At 60.8% G+C, this 25,092-nt stretch carries 19 protein-coding genes and 1 riboswitch; of the genes, 7 read left to right on the top strand and 12 right to left on the bottom strand.

Going from position 1 to position 25,092, the window contains the following annotated elements:
- Window positions 1-186: 186 nt before the first annotated feature.
- Entirely contained in the window at window positions 187-2,553 is a 2,367-nt protein-coding gene (locus HWW83_RS18970; protein ID WP_176589478.1) for a DNA polymerase II, read from the bottom strand.
- A 215-nt stretch (window positions 2,554-2,768) separates the two neighbouring features.
- Here HWW83_RS18970 and HWW83_RS18965 point away from each other — a divergent pair, with 215 nt between their 5' ends.
- Entirely contained in the window at window positions 2,769-3,539 is a 771-nt protein-coding gene (locus HWW83_RS18965; protein WP_046688224.1) for a DedA family protein, read from the top strand.
- A gap of 27 nt (window positions 3,540-3,566) precedes the next feature.
- On the opposite strand, the gene ilvN is transcribed toward HWW83_RS18965, so the two are convergent.
- The 7 genes from ilvN to sgrR all read right to left on the bottom strand — a co-directional run bounded on the left by ilvN (window position 3,567) and on the right by sgrR (window position 11,007).
- Window positions 3,567-3,860 carry an acetolactate synthase small subunit gene (gene ilvN, locus HWW83_RS18960; RefSeq protein ID WP_033641839.1) on the bottom strand — a complete coding sequence of 98 codons (294 nt, stop codon included), beginning with the start codon at window positions 3,858-3,860 and terminating at the stop codon, window positions 3,567-3,569.
- A gap of 3 nt (window positions 3,861-3,863) precedes the next feature.
- Entirely contained in the window at window positions 3,864-5,558 is a 1,695-nt protein-coding gene (gene ilvB / locus HWW83_RS18955) for an acetolactate synthase large subunit (RefSeq protein ID WP_042783677.1), read from the bottom strand.
- Window positions 5,559-5,669: 111 nt separating this feature from the next.
- Window positions 5,670-5,783, bottom strand: coding sequence for an ilvB operon leader peptide IvbL (ivbL, locus tag HWW83_RS18950; RefSeq protein WP_154747116.1), 114 nt, complete (start codon window positions 5,781-5,783; stop codon window positions 5,670-5,672).
- A gap of 88 nt (window positions 5,784-5,871) precedes the next feature.
- Window positions 5,872-6,576 carry a thiamine ABC transporter ATP-binding protein ThiQ gene (gene thiQ, locus HWW83_RS18945; RefSeq protein ID WP_046688226.1) on the bottom strand — a complete coding sequence of 235 codons (705 nt, stop codon included), beginning with the start codon at window positions 6,574-6,576 and terminating at the stop codon, window positions 5,872-5,874.
- On the bottom strand, window positions 6,563-8,170 hold the full coding sequence (thiP, locus tag HWW83_RS18940) for a thiamine/thiamine pyrophosphate ABC transporter permease ThiP (RefSeq protein ID WP_033641842.1): 1,608 nt from the start codon (window positions 8,168-8,170) through the stop codon (window positions 6,563-6,565). The genes thiQ and thiP overlap by 14 nt, the downstream gene beginning before the upstream one ends.
- On the bottom strand, window positions 8,146-9,132 hold the full coding sequence (gene thiB / locus HWW83_RS18935) for a thiamine ABC transporter substrate binding subunit (protein ID WP_042783680.1): 987 nt from the start codon (window positions 9,130-9,132) through the stop codon (window positions 8,146-8,148). The genes thiP and thiB overlap by 25 nt, the downstream gene beginning before the upstream one ends.
- A gap of 57 nt (window positions 9,133-9,189) precedes the next feature.
- Window positions 9,190-9,308, bottom strand: a riboswitch (TPP riboswitch).
- A 37-nt stretch (window positions 9,309-9,345) separates the two neighbouring features.
- Window positions 9,346-11,007, bottom strand: a complete 1,662-nt coding sequence (gene sgrR / locus HWW83_RS18930; protein WP_033641844.1) for an HTH-type transcriptional regulator SgrR — start codon at window positions 11,005-11,007, stop codon at window positions 9,346-9,348.
- Between the two features lie 90 nt (window positions 11,008-11,097).
- On the opposite strand from sgrR, the gene sgrT reads away from it, so the two are divergent.
- The 3 genes from sgrT (at window position 11,098) to HWW83_RS18915 (ending at window position 14,241) form a co-directional block, all read left to right on the top strand.
- Window positions 11,098-11,271 (top strand): glucose uptake inhibitor SgrT, encoded by a 174-nt coding sequence (gene sgrT, locus HWW83_RS18925; RefSeq protein WP_071845093.1) that lies wholly within the window; start codon window positions 11,098-11,100, stop codon window positions 11,269-11,271.
- Between the two features lie 156 nt (window positions 11,272-11,427).
- On the top strand, window positions 11,428-12,624 hold the full coding sequence (locus HWW83_RS18920; protein ID WP_033641845.1) for a sugar efflux transporter: 1,197 nt from the start codon (window positions 11,428-11,430) through the stop codon (window positions 12,622-12,624).
- A gap of 144 nt (window positions 12,625-12,768) precedes the next feature.
- Window positions 12,769-14,241: a DASS family sodium-coupled anion symporter gene (locus HWW83_RS18915; protein ID WP_047572680.1), complete on the top strand. Its 1,473-nt coding sequence runs from the start codon at window positions 12,769-12,771 to the stop codon at window positions 14,239-14,241.
- A gap of 37 nt (window positions 14,242-14,278) precedes the next feature.
- Here the strand turns inward: HWW83_RS18915 and leuD are convergent, their stop codons facing one another.
- Genes leuD through leuA form a run of 4 tightly spaced genes read right to left on the bottom strand, consistent with a single transcriptional unit; the run spans window position 14,279 to window position 18,961 of the window.
- Entirely contained in the window at window positions 14,279-14,881 is a 603-nt protein-coding gene (gene leuD / locus HWW83_RS18910) for a 3-isopropylmalate dehydratase small subunit (protein ID WP_025159634.1), read from the bottom strand.
- A gap of 9 nt (window positions 14,882-14,890) precedes the next feature.
- A complete protein-coding gene (gene leuC / locus HWW83_RS18905) occupies window positions 14,891-16,291 on the bottom strand; it encodes a 3-isopropylmalate dehydratase large subunit (RefSeq protein WP_033651676.1) in 1,401 nt (466 codons plus the stop codon).
- A gap of 1 nt (window position 16,292) precedes the next feature.
- Window positions 16,293-17,384, bottom strand: coding sequence for a 3-isopropylmalate dehydrogenase (gene leuB / locus HWW83_RS18900; RefSeq protein ID WP_176589477.1), 1,092 nt, complete (start codon window positions 17,382-17,384; stop codon window positions 16,293-16,295).
- A gap of 2 nt (window positions 17,385-17,386) precedes the next feature.
- A complete protein-coding gene (gene leuA, locus HWW83_RS18895) occupies window positions 17,387-18,961 on the bottom strand; it encodes a 2-isopropylmalate synthase (RefSeq protein WP_004932820.1) in 1,575 nt (524 codons plus the stop codon).
- An 872-nt stretch (window positions 18,962-19,833) separates the two neighbouring features.
- Between leuA and leuO the strand changes: the two genes are divergently transcribed.
- The 3 genes from leuO to ilvI all read left to right on the top strand — a co-directional run bounded on the left by leuO (window position 19,834) and on the right by ilvI (window position 25,090).
- Window positions 19,834-20,781 carry a transcriptional regulator LeuO gene (gene leuO / locus HWW83_RS18885; RefSeq protein ID WP_033641849.1) on the top strand — a complete coding sequence of 316 codons (948 nt, stop codon included), beginning with the start codon at window positions 19,834-19,836 and terminating at the stop codon, window positions 20,779-20,781.
- A 465-nt stretch (window positions 20,782-21,246) separates the two neighbouring features.
- Window positions 21,247-23,055 carry an AMP-dependent synthetase/ligase gene (locus tag HWW83_RS18880; protein WP_047025199.1) on the top strand — a complete coding sequence of 603 codons (1,809 nt, stop codon included), beginning with the start codon at window positions 21,247-21,249 and terminating at the stop codon, window positions 23,053-23,055.
- Window positions 23,056-23,371: 316 nt separating this feature from the next.
- Complete coding sequence (gene ilvI / locus HWW83_RS18875) at window positions 23,372-25,090, top strand: acetolactate synthase 3 large subunit (RefSeq protein WP_028127857.1); 1,719 nt, start codon at window positions 23,372-23,374, stop codon at window positions 25,088-25,090.
- Window positions 25,091-25,092: the final 2 nt, after the last annotated feature.

Here is a 25,092-nt window from a genome sequence, read left to right as displayed (position 1 = left end):
CTGTACTGAACATCGGTTAATCCCGGTTTGTTTTAAATTTGACGGGCAATAGCCGTTCACGCCATGCAGACGTCGCGAGACGGCAGGGCTAAGCGTGGTTCAGTTTTGGGAAGGGCGCTATGGTAATGGAAGGCGGCGCGTTCGTCACCTGCAAAACCGGATGATTTTTCTTAACCTGGCGCAATCTCAAAACAGCCCCATCTGCCCGGTGACCAGCGTGGTGAAGTCGTCGTGCAAGAAAGGGAGTATAGCGTCTGCCACCGGTTGCAGCTGACGTTCGAGGTAGTGCTGATAATCGATGGGCGAATGGCGGGTTTCCAGCGGTTCCGGCCCGGCGACGGTCATCACGTAGCTGATCCAGCCGCCGTTCTGATACTGCAGCGGCCGCCCCTGGCTGCGGTTGTAGTCGTCGGCGATGCGCGCGGCGCGGGCGTGCGGCGGCACGTTGCGCTGATAGTCGTCGAGCTTTCTGCGCAGCCGTTTGCGGTACACCAATTGATCGTCGAAGTCGCCGTTCAGGGTCTTGCCGACGTAGTCACGCACATAGTCCTGGTAGGGCTGTTGTTTGAAGATGCGCTGATAGAGCTGCTGCTGGAACTGCTGCGCCAGCGGCGTCCAGTCGGTGCGCACCGTTTCCAGGCCTTTGTACACCATCTCTTCCTGGCCGTCGGCGCGCGCGATCAGACCAGCGTAGCGTTTCTTGCTGCCCTGCTCGGCGCCGCGAATGGTCGGCATCAGGAAGCGGGAATAGTGGGTTTCGAACTCCAGCTCCAACGCGTTCTCCAGCCCGAACTGCTGCTGCAGATGCTGTTGCCACCAGGCGTTGACCCGTTGCACCAGCGCCCGGCCGATCTGCGCCGCCTGTTGCTCGTCATGCGGCTGTTTCAGCCAGACGAAGGTGGAGTCGGTGTCGCCGTAAATCACCTGATAGCCTTCGGCTTCGATCAGCTCGCGGGTTTGGCGCATGATCTCGTGGCCGCGCAGGGTGATCGACGACGCCAGCCGCGGATCGAAGAAGCGGCAGCCGCTCGATCCCAGCACGCCATACAGCGCGTTCATGATGATCTTCAGCGCCTGTGACAGGGGCTTGTTGTGCTGGCGTTTGGCGGCCTCGCGCCCTTGCCAGATCTGCTCGACGATCGCCGGCAGGCAGTGTTTGCTGCGCGAGAAGCGGGCGTTGCGAAAGCCGGGCACCGAGTTGGCGTCGTTTGGGTGGCGCATGCCTTCCACCAACCCGACCGGATCGATCAAGAAGGTGCGGATGATCGACGGGTACAGACTTTTATAGTCCAGCACCAGCACCGAGTCGTACAGGCCGGGCCGGGAATCCATCACAAAGCCGCCGGGGCTGTGTTCCTCCGGCTGTTCGCCGAGGTTGGGGGCGACAAAGCCCAGGCGATGCATGCGCGGCATATAGAGGTGGCTGAAGGCCGCCACCGATCCGCCGCTGCGATCGGCCGCCAGCCCGGTGACGGTGGCGCGCTCCAGCAGGAAGTTGAGCAGGTCGGCCTTGGCGAAAATCCGCGTCACCAGCTCGCAGTCTTTCAGGTTGTAGCGGGCCAGCGCCGGCTTGTCTTCGGCGAAGCGCCGGTCGATCTCCGCCATGCGCTGATAAGGGTTGTCGATCGCCTTGCCTTCGCCCAGCAGTTCCTGCGAAACGTATTCCAGGCTGAAGGAGGGAAAATTCCAGGTGGCGGATTTCAGCGCCTCGATGCCGTCGATGATCAGGCGGCCGGCGGCGGCGGCGAAAAAGTGATTCTGCTTGAAACCATGCTCGCGCCATTCCAGCAGGTTGCCGCCGCGCCCCAGCCGCAGCGGGATTTGGTAGCGCTCGGCGTGCTTTTGCAGCACCCGCAGATCGAACTGCACCAGGTTCCAGCCGATGATGGCGTCGGGATCGTGACGCTCCAGCCACGCGTTCAGTCGTTCCAGCAGTTGAGGGCGGCTGGCGCAATATTCCAGATCGAAATCCAGCGGCTCATCGCCGCCGTTGGCCGGCCCCAGCATGTAGACCTGCCGCTGGCCGCAGCCTTCCAGCGCGATGGAGTAAAGCTCGCCGTGGGCGGTGGTTTCGATATCCAGCGACACCAGTTTTAGCGTTGGGCGGTACTCCGGCGCCGGCTTCATTTGGCCGCTGAGCAACGGCCCATTGCCGTCGCCCAGGCCGTTGAACCATACCGGCGCGGTAATGAAGCGTTCCATCAGGTAGCGCTCGGGCGGGCGAATGTCGGCCTCGTAGACCGCAACGCCGCCTTCCCGCAGCAGTTTTTCCAGCTTGATGAGCTGACGGTGCTGGCGGCAGTACAGCCCCAGCATCGGCCGGTGATGAAAATCCGTTAGCGCCAGCGGTTTCAGTTCGATTTGCCGCTCTTCTCGCAGCAGCAGTTCCGCGCGCTGCCTTTGTTCGGCGGGGATAAACGCCACCGAGGTTTGCGGCGGCAGACGCAGCTGGCGCGGGCCCGCGTCGGTCGCCAGCCAAAATTCGACCTCGGTGCCGGCGGGCGTGTCGCGCCAGTGGCGAGTGAGCAGGAACCCCTGTTGCAGTGCTGTCATAACCCCTTCGTTTTTCGCCGGGCGGCGTGTGCGACGTTCAGCGTGATGTCGGTTTTGGCGCTAATATAGATAAATTATAGTATGGGTTTTTATACAGTGATTGTCCATTGCCGCGCGGCGTTGCCAAATACGCATACAATTCATCGATTGACTCGCCAGCGGCGGCGCTGGAAAATCCTCGGCCCCGTTTGGCCCGAATAATCCACAGAGGTGTAATGGAAGCCTATTTACAAGATTTGATCACCCAGTCACTGGCTTTCACTCTGATGGTCGTTCTGCTGGTCGCTTTTCTGGAGTCGTTGGCGCTGGTGGGGCTGCTGTTGCCTGGCACGGTGATGATGGCCAGCATCGGCGCGCTGATCGGCAGCGGCAAGGTGGATTTTTACTACGCCTGGGCGGCGGGCATCGTCGGCTGCCTGCTCGGCGATTGGATCTCCTATTTCGTCGGTCGCGCCTTTAAGGGGCCTTTGCACCGCTGGTCGTTCCTGAAGAAGAACAAAGCGCTGCTCGACAAAACCGAACATGCCTTGCACCAGCACAGCATGGCGACCATTTTGATCGGCCGCTTCGTTGGCCCGACGCGCCCGCTGGTGCCGATGGTGGCCGGCATGCTCGATTTGCCGCCGTACAAGTTTGCGTTGCCGAACATCATCGGTTGCCTGACCTGGCCGCCGGTCTATTTCTTCCCCGGCATTCTGGCGGGGGTGGCGATCGATATCCCCGCCGACGCCAACAGCGCGACGTTCAAGTGGCTGTTGCTCGCGGCGGCGCTGCTGGTCTGGCTGGCGGTGTGGCTGAGCTGGCGCTGGTGGCGCGAGGGCAAGCGCAACGCCGATCGGCTGAGCCGTTGGCTGACGCCGCTGCGGCTGCGCGTGGTGTGCGGATTGAGTTGGCTGGCGGCGTTGGCGGTCGGCTATTTGCTGAGCCAACAGCCGCTGATGCCGGTGTACCGGCATCTGTTGTGGCAGGTGCTGTCCGGGCAATGATTGCGGGGGCATTAGCCCCCGTTCGCCTTACTGGAAGAACGCTTCCAGCTGTTCAAATACCCGCACGTCTTCGCTGTGGCGCTTCACCCGCAGCACGTCTTCCAGCTTTTCCACCTGGCTTATCATTTGTTCCAGCCGCTGATCGTCGGCGACCAATAGCCAAATGCGGCTCTGTTGGCCGTCTTTCAACGGCAGACACAGAATGCCTTCGACGTTGAACGCGCGGCGGGCGAACAGCCCGCAAACGTGCGACATCACGCCGGGATGGTTGCGCACCGCCAGCTCCAGGATCACCTGTGGTTTATCTTGTGGTTGCAGCATGGCTTATTCTCCAATCATGTCGATGTTGGCGGCGCCCGGCGGCACCATCGGGAACACTTTTTCGTTGATATCGATCAGCGCGTGGATCAGGCAGGGACCCGGGCGCTGGATCGCCTCAGCCAGTGCCGCCTGAGGATCTTCCGCGGCGTTCAGATCGCAGGTATCCAGCCCGAATCCGGCGGCGATTTTCAGGAAGTCGGTACGCTTCGGATAGGCGGCGGCGAAGATGCGCTGTTGGTAGAACAGGGTTTGCTGTTGGTGCACCAGCCCCAGCGCCTGGTTGTTCATCAAAATGATTTTCACGTCCAGATCGTGCTCGACCGCGGTGGCCATTTCCTGAATGTTCATCATCAGGCTGCCGTCGCCGGAGAAGCACAGCACTTTACGTTCGGGCTCCGCCAACGCCGCGCCGATCGCCGCCGGCAGACCGAAGCCCATGGTGCCCAGGCCGCCCGACGTCAGCCACTGGCGCGGCCGGCTCAGCGGATAGGCCTGCGCTACCCACATCTGATGCTGACCCACGTCGGTGGTGATGATGGCGCTGTCGTCCACGCAGCGCGCGGCGGCCAGCACCAGGCCGTAATGGCTCAGCGGATCGTCGGCGTTCGGCATGTTGAACGGGAATTCGCGCTTCAGATCGTTGACGGTGTTCAGCCACGCGCTGCGCGGCTGCGTGTCGATCTGCGGCAGCAGCTGTTGCAGCACCTGGCCGACGTCGGCATGGATCGCCACGTTGGCCTGTTTGACCTTGCCCAGCTCGGCGCGGTCGATATCCACATGAATGATGGCGGCGTTAGGGCAGAACTGCTCGGTTTTGCCGATCGCCCGATCGTCGAAGCGCGCGCCCAGCACGATCAGCAGATCGGCCTCCTGCAGAATGAAGTTGGTGCTGCGCGCGGCGTGCATGCCCAGCATGCCCAGCGACAGCGGGTGTTCCACCGGCATCGCGCCCAGCGCCATCAGCGTCATGGTGGTGGGCAGACCGGCGCGCTCGGCCAGTTCCAGCGCCTGCCGGTGAGCGTCGGCGCAGATGATGCCGCCGCCCAGGTAGAGGATGGGGCGTTTCGCCTGATTGATCATCGCGGCAGCCTGCGAAACCAGCGCCGGATCGAAGCTCGGGGCGGCGTCCGGCACGGCGATTGGCGGCAACTCTTCCAGGGTGATGGTGGCGGTCTGCACGTCTTTCGGCACATCGATCCAGACCGGGCCGGGGCGGCCGGACTCGGCGATGCGGAACGCGTCGCCAATCACCTGCGGCAGCTCGCGGATATCGCGCACCAGATGGTTGTGCTTGGTGATCGGGATGGAAATGCCGTAGGTGTCCACTTCCTGGAAGGCGTCGGTGCCGATCATCGAGGAAGGCACCTGCCCGGTGATGCACACCAGCGGAATGGAGTCGAGCTTGGCGTCGGCGATGGCGGTGACCAGGTTGGTGGCGCCCGGCCCGCTGGAGGCGATGCACACCGCCGCTTTGCCGTTGGCGCGCGCCATGCCTTGCGCCATAAAGCCCGCGCCCTGTTCGTGGCGCGCCAGCACGTGGTGAATGCGGGTGCTTTGGCTCAGCGCGTCATACAGCGGCAGCGCGGCGCCGCCAGGGATGCCGGCGACGGTGGTGATGCCCTGACGCTCCAGCAGATGAACGATCAATTGTGCGCCGGTGAAGCGGGTACTCGGTTGAGGCGTGCCCGAAGTTGCCATGTTCCTGTCCTTTCTCAAGGCCGGTGAGCTTTTCTGGGCAGGGTGCTAAAACAAGAAACCCCGCCCGGTTTGCGCCGGCGGGGTTTGGGAATCGATGCGTTGATTCGGACCCTACGGCGCATTGCCGACGACCACCACCACACGCACGACGACCACCGCGGCTGGTAGCGCGGTAACTAGTAGGGTCGAAGTCAGCGAGGATGCGATCACAGGGAACCTTATCATCAGTAAAAAAAGTCAGGTTTTTATAAAAACACAGGCGCAAAATTCGCACAACAGGTTTATTGGCGCAGCATAAAAAACGCGCGTCAGATCACGCTTTACCCGAAATGCCCAGCACGCGCGCTTCCGGTGCGCTGCCGTCCAGCAGGGCCTGCGTCGGGCCGTCGTAGTAGATGCGGCCGTCGACCACCAGCAGCGTGCGCGGCGCGATGCGCGCGGCGTCGTCGAGGTTGTGCGACACCATCAGCAGCGTCAGGTCGCGCTGTTCGCACACCGTCTGCAGCAGCTGCAGCATCTCGTTGCGCAGCGCCGGATCGAGCGCCGAGAAGGGTTCGTCGAGCAGCAGGATCGGCCGCCGGCGAATCAAACAGCGCGCCAGCGCGGCGCGCTGACGCTGACCGCCGGAAAGCTGCGCCGGCAGGCGATCCAGGTGTTCTTCCAGGCCGACCTGACGGGCGATGTGTTCTCGCTGTTGACGTTGCTGCGCAGTCAAGCGCAGACCGGGATCCAACCCCAACCCGATGTTCTGCGCCACCGTCAGGTGCGCGAACAGGTTGTTTTCCTGAAACAGCATCGACACTGGCCGTTTGGCCGGCGGCGTGGCGGTGTGGTCTTCGCCGTTCAGCAGCAGCCGGCCGCTGGCCGCCGGTAGAAAACCGGCGATCAGGCTCAGCAGGGTGCTTTTACCGGCGCCGCTGGGGCCGAGCACCGCGACGCGCTCGCCCGGCTGGATGCGCAAATCAAAGCGCATCGGCAGGTGTTCATACAGATAGGTCAGTTTTTCAAGCGTCAGCATGGCGGCCCGGTAAGCGTTCAATCAGGGTAAACAGCAGGAAGCACAGCAGCAGCAACAGCAGCGCGGTCACCGCCCCGTCCTGGCTGCGGTAGGCGCCAATCTGCTGATACAGGTAAAAAGGCAGGGTACGGAAATGCTCGTTGCCAAACAAGGCGACCACGCCGAAATCGCCGATCGACAGCACGCAGGCGAAGGCCAGCGCCTGCGCCAGCGGGCGGCGCAGGGCGCGCAGTTCAATCAGCCGCAGCCGTCGCCAGCCGCGGATATCCAGCGACAGGCACAGCGGGTTGTAACGTTCGGCGAGGTCGCGCATCGGGTTCTCCAACACCTTCAGCGCATAGGGCACCGCCATCAGCGCATTGGTGAGGATCACCAGCGCATAGGGCGACTGCGGCAACCCGATCGTATCGTTCAGCAGCAGGAAGAACCCGGTGGCCAGCACGATGCCCGGCATCGCCAGGATCACCATGCCGCTCAGCTCCAGCGCTTGGCCGCCGCGCAGCTGCTGCCGCAGTTTCAGCTCGCGGCTGCTCCACAGCAGCATCATCGTGAGCGCCACGCACAGCGCTCCGGCGCCAAGGGCGATGCGCAGCGACGTGAACAGCGCCTGCCACAGCACCGGCTGGCGCAGCACGCTGACGATAGCCTGATTGGCGCCGTCGGCGATCACCGCCAGCAGAGGCGGCAGCAGCAGCAACAGCGCGGCGGCGATCAGCAGAAAATCGCTGATGCGCCGCCACAGGCTGTCTTCCGGGTTGCGCCAGCGCTGGGCGTGGGTATGCCCTACCGGCAATGCCTGGCTCAGGCGTTGGCTGATCAGCACCAGCCCCAGACAACAGCCCAGTTGGATCAGCGCCAGCAGGGCGGCGCGGCCCAGATCGTAGTCGTAACTCAGCGCCTGGTAGATCGCCAGCTCGATGGTGGTGGCCTGCGGCCCGCCGCCCAGTGACAGCACGGTGGCGAAGCTGGCGAAGCACAGCATGAAGATCAGCGCGCCGCTCGGCAGGATTTGGCGGCGCAGCGCCGGCCATTCGACGAAGCGGAACTGCTGCCAGCCGTTCATGCCCAGCTGGGCAGCCAGCTGGCGCTGTTCCACCGGAATATTCTCCAGCGCTTGCAACAACAGGCGGGTAGCCAGCGGCAGGTTAAAGAACAGGTGCGCCAGCAGAATGCCCTGCAGCCCGTAGGGCGAGAAATCATACTCGACGCCCAGCCAGCCGCACAGCGTCGCCAGCCAGCCCTGGCGCCCATAGACGCTGAGCAGGCCGAACACCGCCACCAGCACCGGCAGCACCAGCGTCATGGCGCACAGTCGCAGCAGCAACTGCCGGCCGGGGAAACGACGCCGGTAGAGCGCGCGCGCCAGCAGAATGGCGGGCAGCACCGAAATCAGCGCCGACAGCAGCGCCTGCAGGAAAGTGAAGCGCACCACGTGCCACAGGTAGCTGTCCTGCCACAGGTCGCGCCAGTCGCTGTCCGGCGCGTGACGCCACAGCGAGCCCATCGCCAGCGCGGCGACCAGCAGGATCATGCCGGCGGCCAGCAGCCCCGGCCAGAGCCAGCGGGGGATCAGCGGCTGACGGCGGTTTGCCATGCCCGGATCCAGCCGCCGCGTTGTGTGGCCACCTCTTCGGCGCTGTATTGCAGCGCGGTATGCGGCACGTTCATCTGTTCAAAGCCGACGGGCAGCGGGGTGTTGATCACCGGGTACATCCAGTTGCCGGTCGGGATGGTGTTCTGGAACGCCGGCGTCACCATGAACTGCATGAAACGCTCCGCCAGCTCAGGCTGTTTGGCGGCCTTCAGTTTGCCGGCCACTTCCACCTGCAGGTAGTGGCCTTCGCTGAACGTGGCGGCGGCGTAGCGGTCTTTTTTCTCGGCGATCAGATGATAGGCGGGGGAGGTGGTGTAGCTGAGCACCAGATCGCCTTCGCCTTTCAGGAACAGGCCGTAGGCTTCGCTCCAGCCTTTGGTGACGGTCACGGTCTTTTTCGCCAGCTGCTGCCAGGCGGCCGGCGCCTTGTCGCCATACACTTTTTGCATCCACAGCAGCAGGCCGAGGCCCGGCGTGCTGGTGCGCGGATCTTCGTAGATCACCTTCCAGTCACGATCGCTGCTGACCAGCTCCTGCAGGCTTTTCGGCGGGTTCTTCAGTTTTTCCTTGTCGTAGACGAAGGCGAAATACCCGTAGTCGTAAGGCACGAAGGTCGCGTCCTGCCATCCGCCCGGCACCGTCAGTTTGGCGGTGTCCACGCCGCTCGGCGCGAACAGGCCGGTTTGCTGCGCCGCCTGCAGCAGGTTGTTGTCCAGCCCCAGCACCACGTCGGCGGCGCTGTTCTTGCCTTCCATGCGCAGGCGGTTCAGCAGTGAGACGCCGTCTTCCAGCGCCACGAACTTCAGCTCACAGTCGCACTCGGCTTCGAAGGCTTTTTTCACCGCCGGGCCTGGGCCCCAGTCGGCGGCGAAGGAATCGTAGGTGTAAACCGTCAGCGTCGGCTTGGCGAACACCGGCGCGGCGCACAGCAGCAATAAGCAGGGCAGATATTTTTTGACCACGTTGCACTCCTGAAAAATAAGGGGGCAAGGGCATCTGAGGGGGCGAGGCGGCGTCGCCGGTTCGCTGGGCTCAAATCCCTCCGCCGGTATTGACCGGATCAGGTTCGACGGGTGTGCTCTCAGCGGAAAATCGGGCTTATCACGCGGCCCGACTCTCCGCACCCCGTTGAGACGGCGCTATTGTAAAGATTAACCGACCCGGGCGAAAGGCGCTTATGCCTCCGGCGGGGCAAACCAGGCTGACTTGAAGTCGAACCAGCCGAGGGTGTTCATTCGCACGCCGCGCATGCTGCGCTGGCCGTGCAACTGCAGCCAGTGGTGGAACAGCGGATGCAGTTGGTGATTGCTGACCAGGCGCTGGCAGAACTCCGCCAGCGGCAGACGGTTGGCGCGCCACAGCGCCGCATCCTGCGCCAGGTCCTCGCTCATGCAATGCTGCATCAGCGGCAGCTCGTACAGCGTGGCGAACAGCGAAAACTCCAGCGGCAGATAGAAGTTGGCGCTGCCGAGCCATAGATCGCTGCGCGCGTCGCCCTGGTGCCAGGTCGCGTAATCCACGCTTTGCACGATCAGGCGGATGCCGTGCTGCGCCAGCAGCGGCTCGATCGCCTGGCGGATGGCGTGGAACTCCGAATGCTCATTGAAGTGAGTCAGCGTCAGTTCGGTCAGCCCCGCCGGTTTGGGCTGCTGCGCCAGCGCGCGGTTGTGGTGCCAGCGCGGCAGCAGGCCGTACGCCGGCGACCAATAGCGCTGGTAGAGCGGCCCGGCGTGGCTCAGCAGCGAAATGGGGTTGATCAATTCGCACAGCCAGCTGCGCATGGCGGGATCGGCCGCCAAGGGAGAGCGCTGATCGAACAGCAGGAAGTAGCAGCCTTCTTCCAGCCGGCTTTCCAGCTCGCTGTTGCCGGTTTCATCGCCCTGCAGCTGTACGCCGGAGTGCACCAGTTCTTCGGAGAACTCCGGCAGCACCCAGATGTTGACCTCATCGATCAGCGCCCGGTAGCCGAAATAGTCATCGAAGGCGTGGATCTTCATCTGGCTGGGAAGGTTGCGCACCACGCGGTAGGGGCCGGTGCCGATCGGATGGCGGGTGAAGTCCGGCAGATCGCGCCATTCGCGCGGCAGGATCATGGCGTGCACGCTGCCCAGCAGCCAGGGTAACCAGTGGTCGGGGCTGCGCAGATGCACGTCGACAACGAACGGCGTCGGCGAGGTGACGCTTTCGATATGCGAGAACAGCGGTTGCGAGGTCAGACGCGAAAGCGAGCTGATGACGTCCGCCATCTCCAGCTCGCGGCCATGATGAAAATGGATCGCCGGGCGCAGGTAAAACCGCCAGTGCAGCGGCGTCAGCGCCTGCCAATGGTGGGACAGATCGGATTCGAGTTCCCCGTTTTCCTCATTTATGCGCGTCAGGCCGTTGAAGATCTGACGCGCCAAATGGGTCTCGGAACGCCGCAGCGCCGAGCCGGGCAGCAGGTTGTACAACTGCCGATAGTAGAGCACCCGCAGGATATGTTTCCCCTGACGGAAGCTGCGCCCCAGCTGCGACAGCAGCATTTGGCGCACCACGTTTTTGTCGCCCACCAGCTGCACCAACTGATCGATGCGATCCTGCTCCAGCAGCTCCTCGGCCCGCTGTTGCTGCAGCGCCAGGCCGGTGTAATGAAAGGTTAGCCGCGAACGCTTGCCGCGTCCCGACTCCGCCTGCCAGGTGAGCCAGCCCTCCCGCTGCATGGCGCTCAACAGGGAGCGCACGTGGCGCCGCGAGCAGCTCAGCGCCTCCGCCAGTGCCTGCAGCGTGGTGTCGGTGGTTTCACCGTGGCAGCGCTGCCACAGACGGATGAACTGCTGCTGCAATCTGGACGTGGACATAAAAGAGGAACACTCCTGTCTCAACTCGTCAATTTTTCTTTCCCTATATTACGCCGATAATTTTCATCAATGAAAGGGGAGGGCGTAATCATGAAAGCTTTCTTATCCAAATCGTTCTATCAGCGCTATTTCAGCGCGGTGCGTCGGCAGCACGCCGACTGGCTGAACGTGGTGCCCGAGCAGGCGCGGCTGGCAATATTGGCGCACCTGACGCAATGGGATATCAAAGAGATGAGCGACAAGCAGTATCGCGAGCACCTGTAAGGCGCTGCGGCATAAAAGTTTCTGAGTAATGGTGCTGTTTCACCAGCCAGTGGGTCGCCCCACTGGTTTTTTTATTTGCGGTTAGGGCGATGGACTTGCATTTTCCTCGCCGTGGCCTAAGGTTTTTGCTTCTGCTTTGGGATCAGGGAAGAGGATATGGAACGCCTGAGACGGTTATCACTGCGCATCAACCCCATCTTTGCCGCCTTCCTGCTGATCGCTTTTCTCTCCGGCATCGCCGGCGCGCTGCTGACGCCGACGCTCAGCCTGTTTCTGACCACCGAAGTTAAGGTGCGGCCGCTGTGGGTCGGGTTGTTTTACACCGCCAACGCGGTGGCCGGCATCGTCGTCAGCTTCCTGCTGGCCAAACGTTCCGACACCCGCGGCGATCGGCGCAGGCTGATCCTGCTGTGCTGCCTGATGGCGGTCGGCAACTGCCTGCTGTTCGCTTTCAACCGCGACTACCTGACGCTGATCACCGCCGGGGTGTTGATGTCCGCCGTTGCCAACACCGCCATGCCGCAGATCTTCGCGCTGGCGCGGGAATACGCCGACAGCGAGGCGCGTGAAGTGGTGATGTTCAGTTCGGTGATGCGCGCCCAGCTTTCGCTGGCGTGGGTTATCGGCCCGCCGCTGTCGTTTGCGCTGGCGCTGAATTACGGCTTTACCGTGATGTTCCTGATCGCCGCCGCCACCTTCGCCATCTGCGTGCTGCTGGTCGGGTTCATGCTGCCTTCGGTGCCGCGCGCGGCGGACGGCGACGGGCTGCGGGACGGTGCTTCCGCGCCGATTGCGCCCGCCAGCGCCTGGCGCAATCGCGACGTGCGTCTGCTGTTTATCGCCTCGATGCTGATGTGGACCTGCAACACCATGTATATCATCGACATGCCGCTGTATATTACCGCCGATCTCGGCCTGCCTGAGGGGCTGGCCGGGGTGCTGATGGGCACCGCTGCCGGGCTGGAGATCCCGGCGATGCTGCTGGCCGGTTACTACGTCAAACGTTTCGGCAAGCGCAACATGATGCTGCTGGCGGTGGCGGCGGGCGTGCTGTTTTACCTCGGGCTGACTGTGCTGGCGACCAAGCCGACCCTGATCGCGTTGCAGCTGCTCAACGCGGTGTTTATCGGCATCGTCGCCGGTATCGGCATGCTCTATTTTCAAGATTTGATGCCGGGCCGACCGGGCGCCGCCACCACGCTGTTCACCAACAGCATCTCGACCGGGGTGATCCTGGCCGGGGTGCTGCAGGGCGCGCTGGTGGAGAACCTCGGTCATGGTTCGGTGTATTGGATGGCGGCGCTGCTGGCGCTGGCGGCGCTCTGGATGAGCGCCAAAGTGCGTGAAGTGTGAGGTCAAACGACGGCATTCTTGATGCAAGTCATTGAGAAGGCTGAAGCGGACGCCCAAGCTGAAGGCATATGGAGCGCGATCGTTGCGTCCACGCCCGTCTCGCTATTGAGATGCCGCCTTGTTGTTTAGAACAGTGGGAACGTTATGGATAAACTCACACCGCTCAAACCGCTTCCTTCCCTGTGCGCCCTTGCCGCCACGCTGATCATCTGGTTCCTCATTCCCGTGCCGGAGGGCGTTGCGCCCAACGCCTGGCAGCTGCTGGCGCTGTTTATCGGCACCATCATCGCCATCATCGGCAAGGCGATGCCGATCGGCGCGGTCTCGGTGATTGCCATCGCCCTGGTGGCGGTGACCGGCGTCACCAACCCCGGCAAGCCGGGCGCCGCGCTGGACGACGCGCTCAGCGGTTTTTCCAACCAGCTGATCTGGCTGATCGGCTTTTCTATCATGATCTCCCTCAGCCTGAACAAAACCGGGCTGGGCGCGCGCATCGGCTACTACTTTATCTCGCTGTTCGGTAAAAAAACGCTCGGCATCGCCTATGCATTGACGTTGGCGGAAACCACCCTGGCGCCGGTGACGCCGAGCAACACCGCGCGCGGCGGCGGCATCATTCACCCGATCATGAAATCGATCGCCGACAGCTTTGGTTCCAAACCTGAGCTCAATACCTCCGGCAAGATCGGCCGCTATCTGTCGCTGGTGAACTACAACATTAACCCGGTCACCTCGGCGATGTTTATCACCGCCACGGCGCCTAACCCGCTGATTGTCAGCCTGATCGCCAAAGGCACCCACGGCAGCTTCGAACTGTCCTGGTCGATGTGGGCGATTGCCGCCCTGGTGCCGGGGCTGTGTTCGCTGATCGTGATGCCGCTGGTCATTTATCTGCTGTACCCGCCGGAGGTGAAAAGTACCCCGGACGCGCCGCGTTTTGCCTGCGAAAAGCTGCAGGCGCTGGGGCCGGTGACGCTGCCGGAGAAAATTACTCTCGCGGTGTTCGCGCTGCTGTTGGTGCTGTGGGCCGGCATTCCGGCGATGATTTTCGGCCCGGCGCTGGCGGTCAATCCTACCACCGCGGCGCTGATCGGCCTGGCGGTGCTGCTGGCTACCGGGGTGTTGAGCTGGGAGGATGTGCTGAAGCATAAAGGGGCCTGGGATACCGTCGTGTGGTTCTCGGCGCTGGTGATGATGGCCAGTTTCCTCGGCAAGCTGGGGCTGATCGGCTGGCTGTCGCAGACCGTCGGCAACGGCATCGACCATATGGGCATGAGCTGGGTGGGCGGCACGATCTTGCTGACCATCATTTATCTGTATTCTCACTATTTCTTCGCCAGCACCACTGCGCACGTAACGGCGATGTTCGCCGCCTTCTTCGCTGCCGGCATCGCGCTCGGCGCGCCGCCGGCGCTGCTGGGCCTGATCCTGGCGTTCTCTTCTTCGCTGATGATGTCGCTGACGCATTACGGGACCGGCACCGCGCCGATCATCTTTGGCTCCGGCTATGTGACGTTGGGGGAGTGGTGGAAAGCGGGATGGGTGATGAGCGTGGTTAACCTGCTGATCTGGATAGTGATCGGCGGCGCATGGTGGAAGCTGCTGGGCTACTGGTGAGGAAAAAATTCACCCGCCGGGCGGCGGGTGAAGGGGATTAATTCAGAAACGCCGGTTGCTGCGCTTCGTAGCGGGAGATGTCCGCTTCATGCTGCAGCGTCAGGCCGATGCTGTCCAGCCCGTTGATCATGCAGTGGCGGCGGAAGCTGTCTATTTCGAACGGATAGCTTTTGCCACCGGCGTTGACCGTCTGGTTCTCCAGATCCACCACGAACTCCGTACCCTCGTTGGCGTCAACCAGTTTGAACAGCTCATCCACCTGCTGCTCGCTCAGCGTGACCGGCAACAGCTGGTTGTTAAACGAGTTGCCGTAGAAGATATCGGCGAAGCTCGGCGCGATCACCACTTTGAAACCGTAGTCGGTCAGCGCCCAAGGGGCGTGTTCGCGCGAGGAGCCGCAGCCGAAGTTCTCCCGCGCCAACAGGATGCTGGCGCCTTTATAGCGCGGTTTGTTCAGCACGAACTCCGGGTTGGGTTGCTGGCCGGCATCGTCGAGGAAGCGCCAGTCGTTGAACAGGTGCTGGCCGAAACCGGTACGGGTCACCTTCTGTAAAAACTGCTTGGGAATAATGGCGTCGGTGTCGACGTTGGCCGCATCCAAAGGCACCACTAAGCCGGTATGTTGAGTAAATTTAGCCACGTTAGCCCCTTAGTGAATATCACGGATGTCAGCGAAGTGACCGGCGACGGCGGCCGCGGCGGCCATTGCCGGGCTGACCAGGTGGGTGCGCCCACCGCGGCCCTGGCGCCCTTCGAAGTTACGGTTGCTGGTGGACGCGCAGCGCTCGCCCGGATTCAGACGGTCGTTGTTCATCGCCAGGCACATCGAGCAACCCGGCAAGCGCCATTCGAAACCGGCTTCAATAAAGATTTTGTCCAACCCTTCAGCTTCCGCCTGGGCCTTCACCGGGCCGGAGCCCGGCACCACGATGGCCTGCACGCCGTTGGCGACCTTGCGCCCCTTGGCGATCGCCGCCGCCGCGCGCAGATCTTCGATGCGCGAGTTGGTGCAGGAACCGATGAACACTTTGTCGATCGGTACTTCGGTCAATTTGATGCCCGGCTTCAAATCCATGTAGGCCAGCGCTTTCTCGGCGGAGGCGCGTTCAACCGGATCGTTAAACGATTCCGGCGCCGGGATCGCCTGATTGACGGCGATCACCTGGCCAGGGTTGGTGCCCCAGGTGACCTGCGGCGCGATCTCTTCGGCGCGCAGCGTCACCACGGTATCGAACTGGGCGTCGGCGTCGGACTTCAGCGTGCGCCAGTAAGCGACCGCCTGCTCCCAGTTTTCACCGGTCGGCGCGAACTGACGCCCCTTCAGGTAGGCGAAGGTGGTGTCGTCCGGCGCGACCAACCCGGCTTTGGCGCCCATTTCGATCGCCATGTTGCACAGGGTCATGCGGCCTTCCATGCTCAATGCCTCGATCGCCTTGCCGCAGAACTCCACCACGTGGCCGGTGCCGCCGGCGCTGCCGGTTTTGCCGATCACCGCCAGCACGATGTCTTTGGCGGTAATGCCCTCGGCGGCATCGCCGGTGACCTCAATCTTCATGGTTTTGGCCCGGCCCTGCTTCAGGGTCTGGGTCGCCAGCACGTGCTCCACTTCGGAGGTGCCGATGCCGAACGCCAGCGAGCCGAAGGCGCCGTGGGTCGCGGTGTGTGAATCGCCGCAGACGATGGTCATGCCCGGCAGCGTCATGCCTTGCTCCGGCCCGATCACGTGCACGATGCCCTGGAACGGGTGGTTCAGGTCATACAGCGAAACGCCGAATTCCGCGCAGTTCTTGATCAGCTCCTGCATCTGGATGCGCGCCATCTCGCCGCTGGCGTTGATGTCTTTGGTCTGGGTCGACACGTTGTGATCCATGGTGGCGAAGGTTTTGCCGGGCTGGCGCACCTTGCGGCCCATGGCGCGCAGGCCGTCGAACGCCTGCGGCGACGTGACTTCGTGCACCAGGTGACGGTCGATATACAGCAGCGGCGTCTCGTTCGGCGCTTCGTGCACCACGTGGGCGTCATACAATTTCTGGTATAAGGTCTTGGCCATGTTATGCCCCCTGAGCTACAAAGCGAGCGATGATGTCGCCCATTTCATCGGTGCTGACGGCTTTGCCGTCACCGGCCAGATCGGCGGTGCGGTAGCCCTGTTCCAACGCCTGGTTGATGGCGCGCTCCACGGCGTCGGCCGCTTCATCGGCGCCCAGGCTGTAACGCAGCAGCAGGGTGGCGGACAGGATCTGCGCAATCGGGTTGGCGATGCCTTTGCCGGCGATATCCGGCGCGGAACCGCCCGCAGGTTCGTACAGGCCGAAGCCTTGCTCGTTCAGGCTGGCGGACGGCAGCATGCCCATCGAGCCGGTAATCATCGCGCACTCGTCGGACAGGATGTCGCCGAACAGGTTGGAACACAGCAGCACGTCGAACTGGGACGGATCCTTGATCAGCTGCATGGTGGCGTTGTCGATATACATGTGCGACAGCGACACGTCCGGGTAATCCCTGGCGACCTGATTGACCACTTCACGCCACAAGATGGAGCTTTGCAGCACGTTGGCCTTGTCGATCGACGTCACCTTGTTACGGCGCTTGCGGGCGGATTCGAAGGCGATGCGCGCGATGCGTTCAATCTCGAAACGGTGATACACCTCGGTATCGAAAGCGCGCTCCTGCATGCCCTGGCCTTCGCGGCCCTTTGGCTGGCCGAAGTAGATGCCGCCGGTCAGTTCGCGCACGCACAGAATGTCGAAGCCGCGGGCGGCGATATCGGCGCGCAGCGGGCAGAATGCCTCCAGCCCTTGATACAGGCGTGCCGGGCGCAGGTTGCTGAACAGCTTGAAGTGCTTGCGCAGCGGCAACAGCGCGCCGCGTTCCGGCTGCTCGGCCGGCGGCAGGTGTTCCCATTTCGGGCCGCCTACCGATCCGAACAGGATGGCGTCGGCCTGCTCGCAGCCGGCGACGGTCGCCGGCGGCAGCGGGCTGCCGTGGCGATCGATGGCGATGCCGCCGACGTCGTACTCGGCGGTGGTGATGCGAATGTCAAAGCGTTGACGCACCGCGTCCAACACTTTGCGTGCCTGAGCCATTACTTCCGGGCCGATGCCGTCTCCGGGCAAGACGGCAATGTGATAAGTCTTCGTCATGTTCACACCGTTTCCTGATTATTTTGATGTTTGTTTTGCTGCAGGCGCTGCTTTTCTTTTTCTACCTGCTGTGAGCGCCAAATATTGTTCAACACGTGCACCATCGCCTTGGCGGAGGATTCGACGATGTCGGTCGCCAGACCTACGCCGTGGAAGCGGCGGCCGTTGTATGAGACCACGATATCCACCTGGCCCAGCGCGTCGCGGCCATGGCCCTTGGCGGTCAGCTGGTATTTCACCAGCTCGATCGGGTAGTCGGTGATGCGGTTGATTGCCTGATAAACCGCATCGACCGGGCCATTGCCGGTGGCGGCCTCGGCTTTCTCTTCGCCGCCGCAGATCAGTTTCACCGAGGCGGTAGCCATGATGCTGCTGCCGGACTGCACGCTGAAGTAGCCCAGGCTGAAGTGCTCCGGCTCTTCCTGCTGTTTATTGATGAAGGCCAGCGCCTCCAGGTCATAGTCGAACACCTGGCCCTTTTTGTCGGCCAGCTTCAGGAAGGCGGCGTACAGGGTATCCAGGTTGTAGTCCTGCTCCTGGTAGCCCATCTCTTCCATGCGGTGTTTCACCGCCGCACGGCCGGAGCGGGAAGTCAGGTTCAACTGCACGTCCTTCAGGCCGATCGACTGCGGGGTCATGATTTCGTAGTTTTCGCGGTTCTTCAGCACGCCGTCCTGGTGAATGCCGGAGGAGTGGGCGAAGGCGTTGGAGCCGACGATCGCCTTGTTGGCCGGGATCGGCATGTTGCACAGCTGGCTGACGATCTGGCTGGTGCGGAAAATTTCCTGATGATTGATGTTGGTGTGCACGTTCATGATGTCCTGGCGCACTTTAATCGCCATGATCACCTCTTCCAGCGAACAGTTGCCGGCGCGTTCACCGATGCCGTTCAGGGTGCCTTCCACCTGACGGGCGCCGGCCTGTACCGCGGCGATGGAGTTGCCGACCGCCATGCCCAAATCGTCGTGGCAGTGCACGGAGATGATGGCTTTGTCGATGTTCGGCACGCGGTCATACAAGGTGGTGATGATGCCGCCGAACTGGTTCGGCGTGGTGTAGCCGACGGTGTCCGGAATATTGATGGTGGTGGCGCCGGCGTTGATGGCGGCTTCGACCACGCGGCACAGGTTGTCGATCGGCGTGCGGCCGGCGTCTTCGCAGGAGAATTCCACGTCGTCGGTATAGTTACGGGCGCGTTTGACCGAGCGCACCGCCATCTCCAACACTTCGTCGAACGAGCGCTTCAGCTTCGATTCGATGTGCAGGGTGGAGGTGGCCAGGAACACGTGGATGCGGAACGCTTCAGCGACGCGCAACGCTTCGGCGGCCACGTCGATGTCTTTGTCCACGCAGCGGGCCAGGCCGCAGACACGACTGTTCTTGATCTGGCGAGCGATGGTTTGCACCGATTCGAAATCGCCCGGCGAAGAGACCGGGAAGCCGACTTCCATCACGTCAACGCCCATTCTTTCCAGCGCCAGCGCAATCTGAATCTTCTCTTTTACGCTCAGGCTGGCCTGCAATGCCTGTTCGCCATCACGCAGCGTGGTATCGAAAATAATGACTTGTTGGCTCATCGGTGCATTCCTTATCGTGTTGATTTCACGCTAAGCGGGCAAAAAAAAACCCGCGCAGTAGCGCGGGTTTCTTATGGGTGATCGGCTGAGTCAGCTCCGAACTTTGTCCACAGGCATACCGCGCAAACAAGATGCGTTGAGTAGTAGGCCTAGTAGACGGTGAGTACGGATCATAATGGTTCAGCTTCTCTTAAATTGGGTGTCTGCCTAATTTGATACGTGATTGGCCTGGCGATGTCAACACCTGATTGAATGCGGGGACAATGCACCGGCTATGCGTCCAAACAGAGGATCATTCGGTAAAAATGCAGCGCTATAGAGAAAAAATGGGAGCAGTTTGCGTGCTGCTTAGCATAAACGAATCGAATATATACTGCGCTAATTGCTTCTGGATTTTGTTGGGTTAAGATTTGTGATGAAAAAATAAGGAGGATTAATCACGGGAGGAAACAAAATAACATTTTTAATGCGAATGATTTAAATTGAATTTATATGATTAATTGATTGCTTTAGTCATAATATAACAAAATAATGCGATTTTACACAAAGCGATTGATGTTTTTAGATGGTTTGATTGCTTATGATGTGTTTTTATAGTTTGTCTCATACAGTGGGGTTACGTTGTTTAATTGTATTAATCATTGTTAATACCTAATTATTAGTACCACCCAGGTGGCATTCTTCCTGCTGACGGTAGAAGTGACTGATATGCATTCCATATACGACTTAAATCGTGTCGATAACACGAGGTTTTTTATCGGCTGATGACGGTAATGGCAGGATTTGTCGTGCAAAGATAAGACAATGCGGCGTTTCATTGTTTGTCGAGCATAAGGATTAGATTATCTACACAGGATTTAGTGGAGTGAAATATGGCTGAATATGATTCAGAAATCGCCATGGTCAAAGAGCCGGCGGACATCCATTTGCGCAGCGTCGATCTTAATTTGCTGACGGTGTTTGACGCCGTGATGCAAATGCAAAATATTACGCGAGCCGCTAATTCGTTAGGGATGTCGCAGCCGGCGGTGAGCAACGCGGTAGCGCGTCTGAAGGTGATGTTCAACGACGAGCTGTTCGTGCGCTGCGGGCGCGGGATCCAGCCCACCATGCGGGCCAGGCAGCTGTTCGGGCCGGTGCGGCAAGCGCTGCAGCTGGTGCAAAATGAGTTGCCGGGATCTGAGTTTGAGCCGCTGACCAGCACGCGAGCGTTCTCCCTGTCGCTGTGCAGCCCGCTCGATTTGCGTCTGGGCGCCGGGATAATCAATCACGTCAAACAGATAGCGCCGCAGCTTAACCTGCAAATAAAGTCATACATTAACAATAATATTGAACATCAATTGCGTTATCAGGACGTCGAATTTGTCATCGGCTACAGCCGTTTCGAGTCGGCGGAGTTTCGCAGCCTGGCGATGTTCGACGACGAATTAGTGCTGGCGGTTGCGCAGGCGCACCCGCGAATAGGGGAGGAGGTGACGCCGGAGCACATGTTGGCCGAACAGCACGCGGCGGTTTCCCTGGAAAGTTTTGGATCGTTCAGTAAACCTTTCTATTTAGAGGAGCCGATGCTGCGCGCCGTGACACAACAGTGCACGGACCTCTACAGCGTGTTGAATATGGTGTCGCAAACGGAAATGGTGGCGATTGCGCCCGCCTGGTTGGTGCGGCAACAGACGGAGGCGTTGAAAATAAAGGCGGTTCCTTTGTGCGCCAATCACAATAAAGCGACCTGCTATCTTTCCTGGCATGAATCCTCCGAACGGGATAAAGGGCACCAGTGGATGAAGTCCGTCCTGATTGAGGCGGGTAACCCAAAGTAAAGTGATAAAAAATGGGGATATATAAAGATAATATTCAACTGAGCGTTTTTTTCTCATGATAAAAACTAAGAACTATCTGGGTTTTTATTAAGATGTTTCTTGGTTTTGCGGCGATTAAATAACTTATTTTCAGGGTGAGTTGGTTCGTTTACCAAAAATAATTAATATAAATTAATATTCTGATTTTTACTTTACGACTGGTATTTTTAACTAACTCGATGCGGCGGCCCGGATGGGCCGCGTTTTATTGCCGCCAGCAAACCTTTTCCTTCCCGTTCTGTCCAACCCATGAAAGCGCGAAAGCCGGCCTGAGTTTTGGCTCACACTTCTACGCTGAAATCGCTTTTCCCCCTGCCTGAGAGTAGGTAGACTGCGCGGAAAAAAGTAAACACGTGTAAGCTGAGATGAGGGCCGTAAGGCGTCGTTCAGGCTTAACTGTATGATTCATTTCAGGCTTAGAGCACTATGATCACTAATCTGCTGCAATACCATTTGATCCATCGTATACAGCATCAAATCACCCACCGAGCCGATCGCACAGCTTTTCGCCAATGGTCGCCCAACGGCGAGTTTCAACTGACCTGGGAAGAGGCCGCCGTTCGCATCGATCGCATTGCCGCCGGGCTGTTGGCCCTGGGGGCCGAAGTGCAAGAGCGCATCGGCATTTTCGCCAATAACGGCATGGCCTGGTCGCTGGCCGATCTCGCGATTCTCCACCTGCGCGGCGTCAGCGTGCCGCTCTATTCCACCAATACGCCGGCGCAGGCGGCCTTCGTCATCAACGACGCCGACATTCGCATACTGTTCGTCGGCGAACAGGCGCAGTTGGACGCGGCCATCGCGCTGCGCGGCGTTTGCCCACAGCTGCGCCATATTATCGTGTTTGACCAAGATGCCGACCTGCGCGGCTGCGAGATAGCGCGACACCTGAGCGCCTTCGAGCATGCCGCCGATCCGACGGCTTTTATCGCTCAACGTCGGCAGCGCATTGAAGAGTGCGACCTGCAGGACCTCTTCACCCTGATCTATACCTCGGGCACCACCGGCGAGCCCAAAGGGGTGATGCTGGATTACCGCAACCTGGCGGCGCAGCTCTACCTGCATGATGAGAGACTGACGGTCGGCGAAGAGGATGTGTCGCTCAGTTTCCTGCCGCTGTCGCATGTGTTCGAGCGTGCCTGGAGCTTCTTTGTCATGCATTCCGGCGCGCAGAACGTCTTCCTGCCGAACACCGACTGGGTGCGGGAAGCGATGGGGCAGGTTCGCCCGACGCTGATGTGCGCGGTACCGCGTTTCTACGAGAAGATTTTCAGCGCGGTGCATGAAAAAGTGGCGCGCGCGCCTTGGCTGCGCCGCGCGCTGTTCCACTGGGCGATCGTCTGCGGGGAGCGCAAGTTCCTTCAGGAGCGGGCCGGCAAACCGTTGGGTAAACTGTTCGAACTCTCTCATCGCTGGGCCGACAAGCTGGTATTGAGCAAGCTGCGCGGCATCCTCGGCGGCCGGGTGCGCTTCCTGCCGGCGGCGGGCGCCAAGCTGGATGACAATGTGATCCTGTTTTTCCAGGCGATGGGCGTCAATATCAAGTACGGCTATGGCATGACCGAAACCTGTGCGACCGTGTCCTGCTGGGAAGAAGGGCATTTCCGCTTCGGCTCTATCGGCAAACCGCTGCCGGAGGTCGAGGTGCGCATCGGTGAAGAAAATGAAATCCAGGTGCGCGGGCCGATCGTGATGCGCGGCTATTTCAACAAACCGTTGGAAACCGCCGCGACCTTTACCGCAGACGGCTGGCTGAAAACCGGCGATGCCGGGGCGATCGATGAAGAGGGCAATCTGTTCATCACCGAGCGCCTTAAGGATTTGATGAAAACCTCCGGCGGCAAATACATCGCGCCGCAGATGCTGGAAGGCACGCTGGCGCAGGACCGCTTTATCGAGCAGGTGGCGATCATCGCCGATGCGCGCAAGTTCGTTTCCGCGCTGATCGTGCCGTGCTTTGAGTCGCTGGAAGAGTACGCGAAGTCAGTCAACCTGAAGTATCAGGATCGCCTGGAGCTGCTGCGCAACGGTGAAATCCTCGAGATGTTCGAAAAGCGTCTGCGCGAGATGCAAAAGGAGCTGGCGCGCTTCGAGCAGGTGAAGAAGTTCACGCTGCTGCCGGCGGCCTTTTCCATGGAGCTGGGGGAGCTGACGCCAACGCTGAAGCTGCGCCGCAAAGTGATCCTGCAGCGCTATCAGCGTGAAATCGACTCCATGTATCAGGAACAGGGCTGAGGCCGCCGCCGGACCGCGCGTTCGGCGAAAAAAACGGCATATTCTTCGCCTGATTTAGTTCTGTAATTTTCCCTCTGTTCGAAACAATGCCTAGCCTGACGCCCCTGGGGCTAGCGCATTGTTTTTATAAAGTCGCGATCTCCAGCCGCTTGGCAATAACCCCGCCGTCGTTAAGCCATTTTGCCGTTTGCCTGCCCCATATTCTGACGTTATGTTAATTCGATAGCGACAACCCATAAAAATTTAGGGGCATTGCCCCGCAGCAGGCGCTACGTTCCGGCGCCAGAGAAGAATAAGCAAGCCTGGAGGCAAACCCATGGAGATGTTGTCAGGAGCCGAGATGGTCGTCCGATCGTTGATCGATCAGGGCGTTAAACATGTATTCGGCTACCCCGGCGGGGCGGTGCTCGATATCTACGACGCCCTGCATACGGTCGGAGGGATCGATCATATTCTGGTGCGCCACGAGCAAGGTGCGGTGCACATGGCCGACGGTTACGCGCGCGCCACCGGCGAAGTGGGCGTGGTGCTGGTGACCTCCGGCCCCGGCGCCACCAACGCCATTACCGGTATCGCTACCGCTTATATGGACTCGATCCCGATGGTCGTCCTGTCGGGGCAGGTGCCCAGCTCGCTGATCGGCTACGACGCCTTCCAGGAGTGCGATATGGTGGGGATTTCTCGGCCGGTGGTGAAACACAGCTTCCTGGTGAAACGCACCGAAGACATCCCGGCGGTGTTGAAGAAGGCCTTTTACCTGGCCTCCAGCGGCCGCCCCGGCCCGGTGGTGATCGATCTGCCGAAAGACATCGTCGGCCCGGCGGTGCGGATGCCTTATGCCTATCCGCAGGACGTGAGCATGCGTTCTTACAACCCGACGGTGCAGGGCCACCGCGGGCAAATCAAACGCGCGCTGCAAACCATTCTGGCGGCCAAAAAGCCGGTGATGTACGTCGGCGGCGGCGCGATCAACGCTGGCTGCGAAGCCGAACTGTTGGCGTTGGCGGAGCAGTTGAACCTGCCGGTGACCAGCAGCCTGATGGGGTTGGGGGCCTTCCCCGGTACCCACCGCCAGAGCGTTGGCATGCTCGGCATGCACGGCACCTATGAAGCCAATAAAACCATGCACCATGCCGACGTGATCTTCGCCGTCGGCGTGCGTTTCGACGATCGTACGACCAACAATCTGGCCAAATACTGTCCGGATGCCACCGTGCTGCACATCGATATCGATCCGACCTCGATCTCCAAAACGGTGGACGCCGATATCCCGATCGTCGGCGATGCCAAGCAGGTGTTGGTGCAGATGCTGGAGCTGCTGGCGCAGGACGAGAAAGCGCAGGATCACGATGCGCTGCGCGATTGGTGGCAGTCTATCGAGCAGTGGCGCGCCCGCGACTGCCTGGGCTACGACAAAAACAGCGGCACCATCAAGCCGCAGGCGGTGATTGAAACCCTGCATCGCCTGACCAAAGGCGACGCCTATGTGACCTCGGACGTCGGCCAGCACCAAATGTTCGCCGCGCTCTATTATCCGTTCGACAAACCGCGCCGTTGGATCAACTCCGGCGGCCTCGGCACCATGGGCTTCGGCCTGCCGGCGGCATTGGGCGTCAAGCTGGCGCTGCCGGAGGAAACCGTGGTGTGCGTGACCGGCGACGGCAGCATTCAGATGAATATTCAGGAGCTGTCCACCGCGCTGCAATATAACCTGCCGGTGGTGGTGGTGAACCTCAACAACCGCTATCTGGGCATGGTCAAGCAGTGGCAGGACATGATTTATTCCGGCCGTCATTCGCAGTCTTACATGGATTCACTGCCGGACTTCGTCAAGCTGGCCGAGGCTTACGGCCATGTCGGCATCGCCATCCGCACGCCGGATGAGCTGGAAAGCAAGCTGGCGCAGGCGCTGGCGGAAAAAGAGCGGCTGGTGTTCGTCGACGTGACCGTCGATGAAACCGAACATGTCTACCCGATGCAGATCCGCGGCGGAAGCATGGACGAAATGTGGCTTAGCAAAACGGAGAGGACCTGATC

The sequence above is a fragment of the Serratia ureilytica genome (assembly GCF_013375155.1).
Classification (GTDB): domain Bacteria; phylum Pseudomonadota; class Gammaproteobacteria; order Enterobacterales; family Enterobacteriaceae; genus Serratia; species Serratia ureilytica.
Note: the sequence above shows the minus strand (reverse complement) of the source record. Positions and strands in the feature narration are given on the sequence as shown.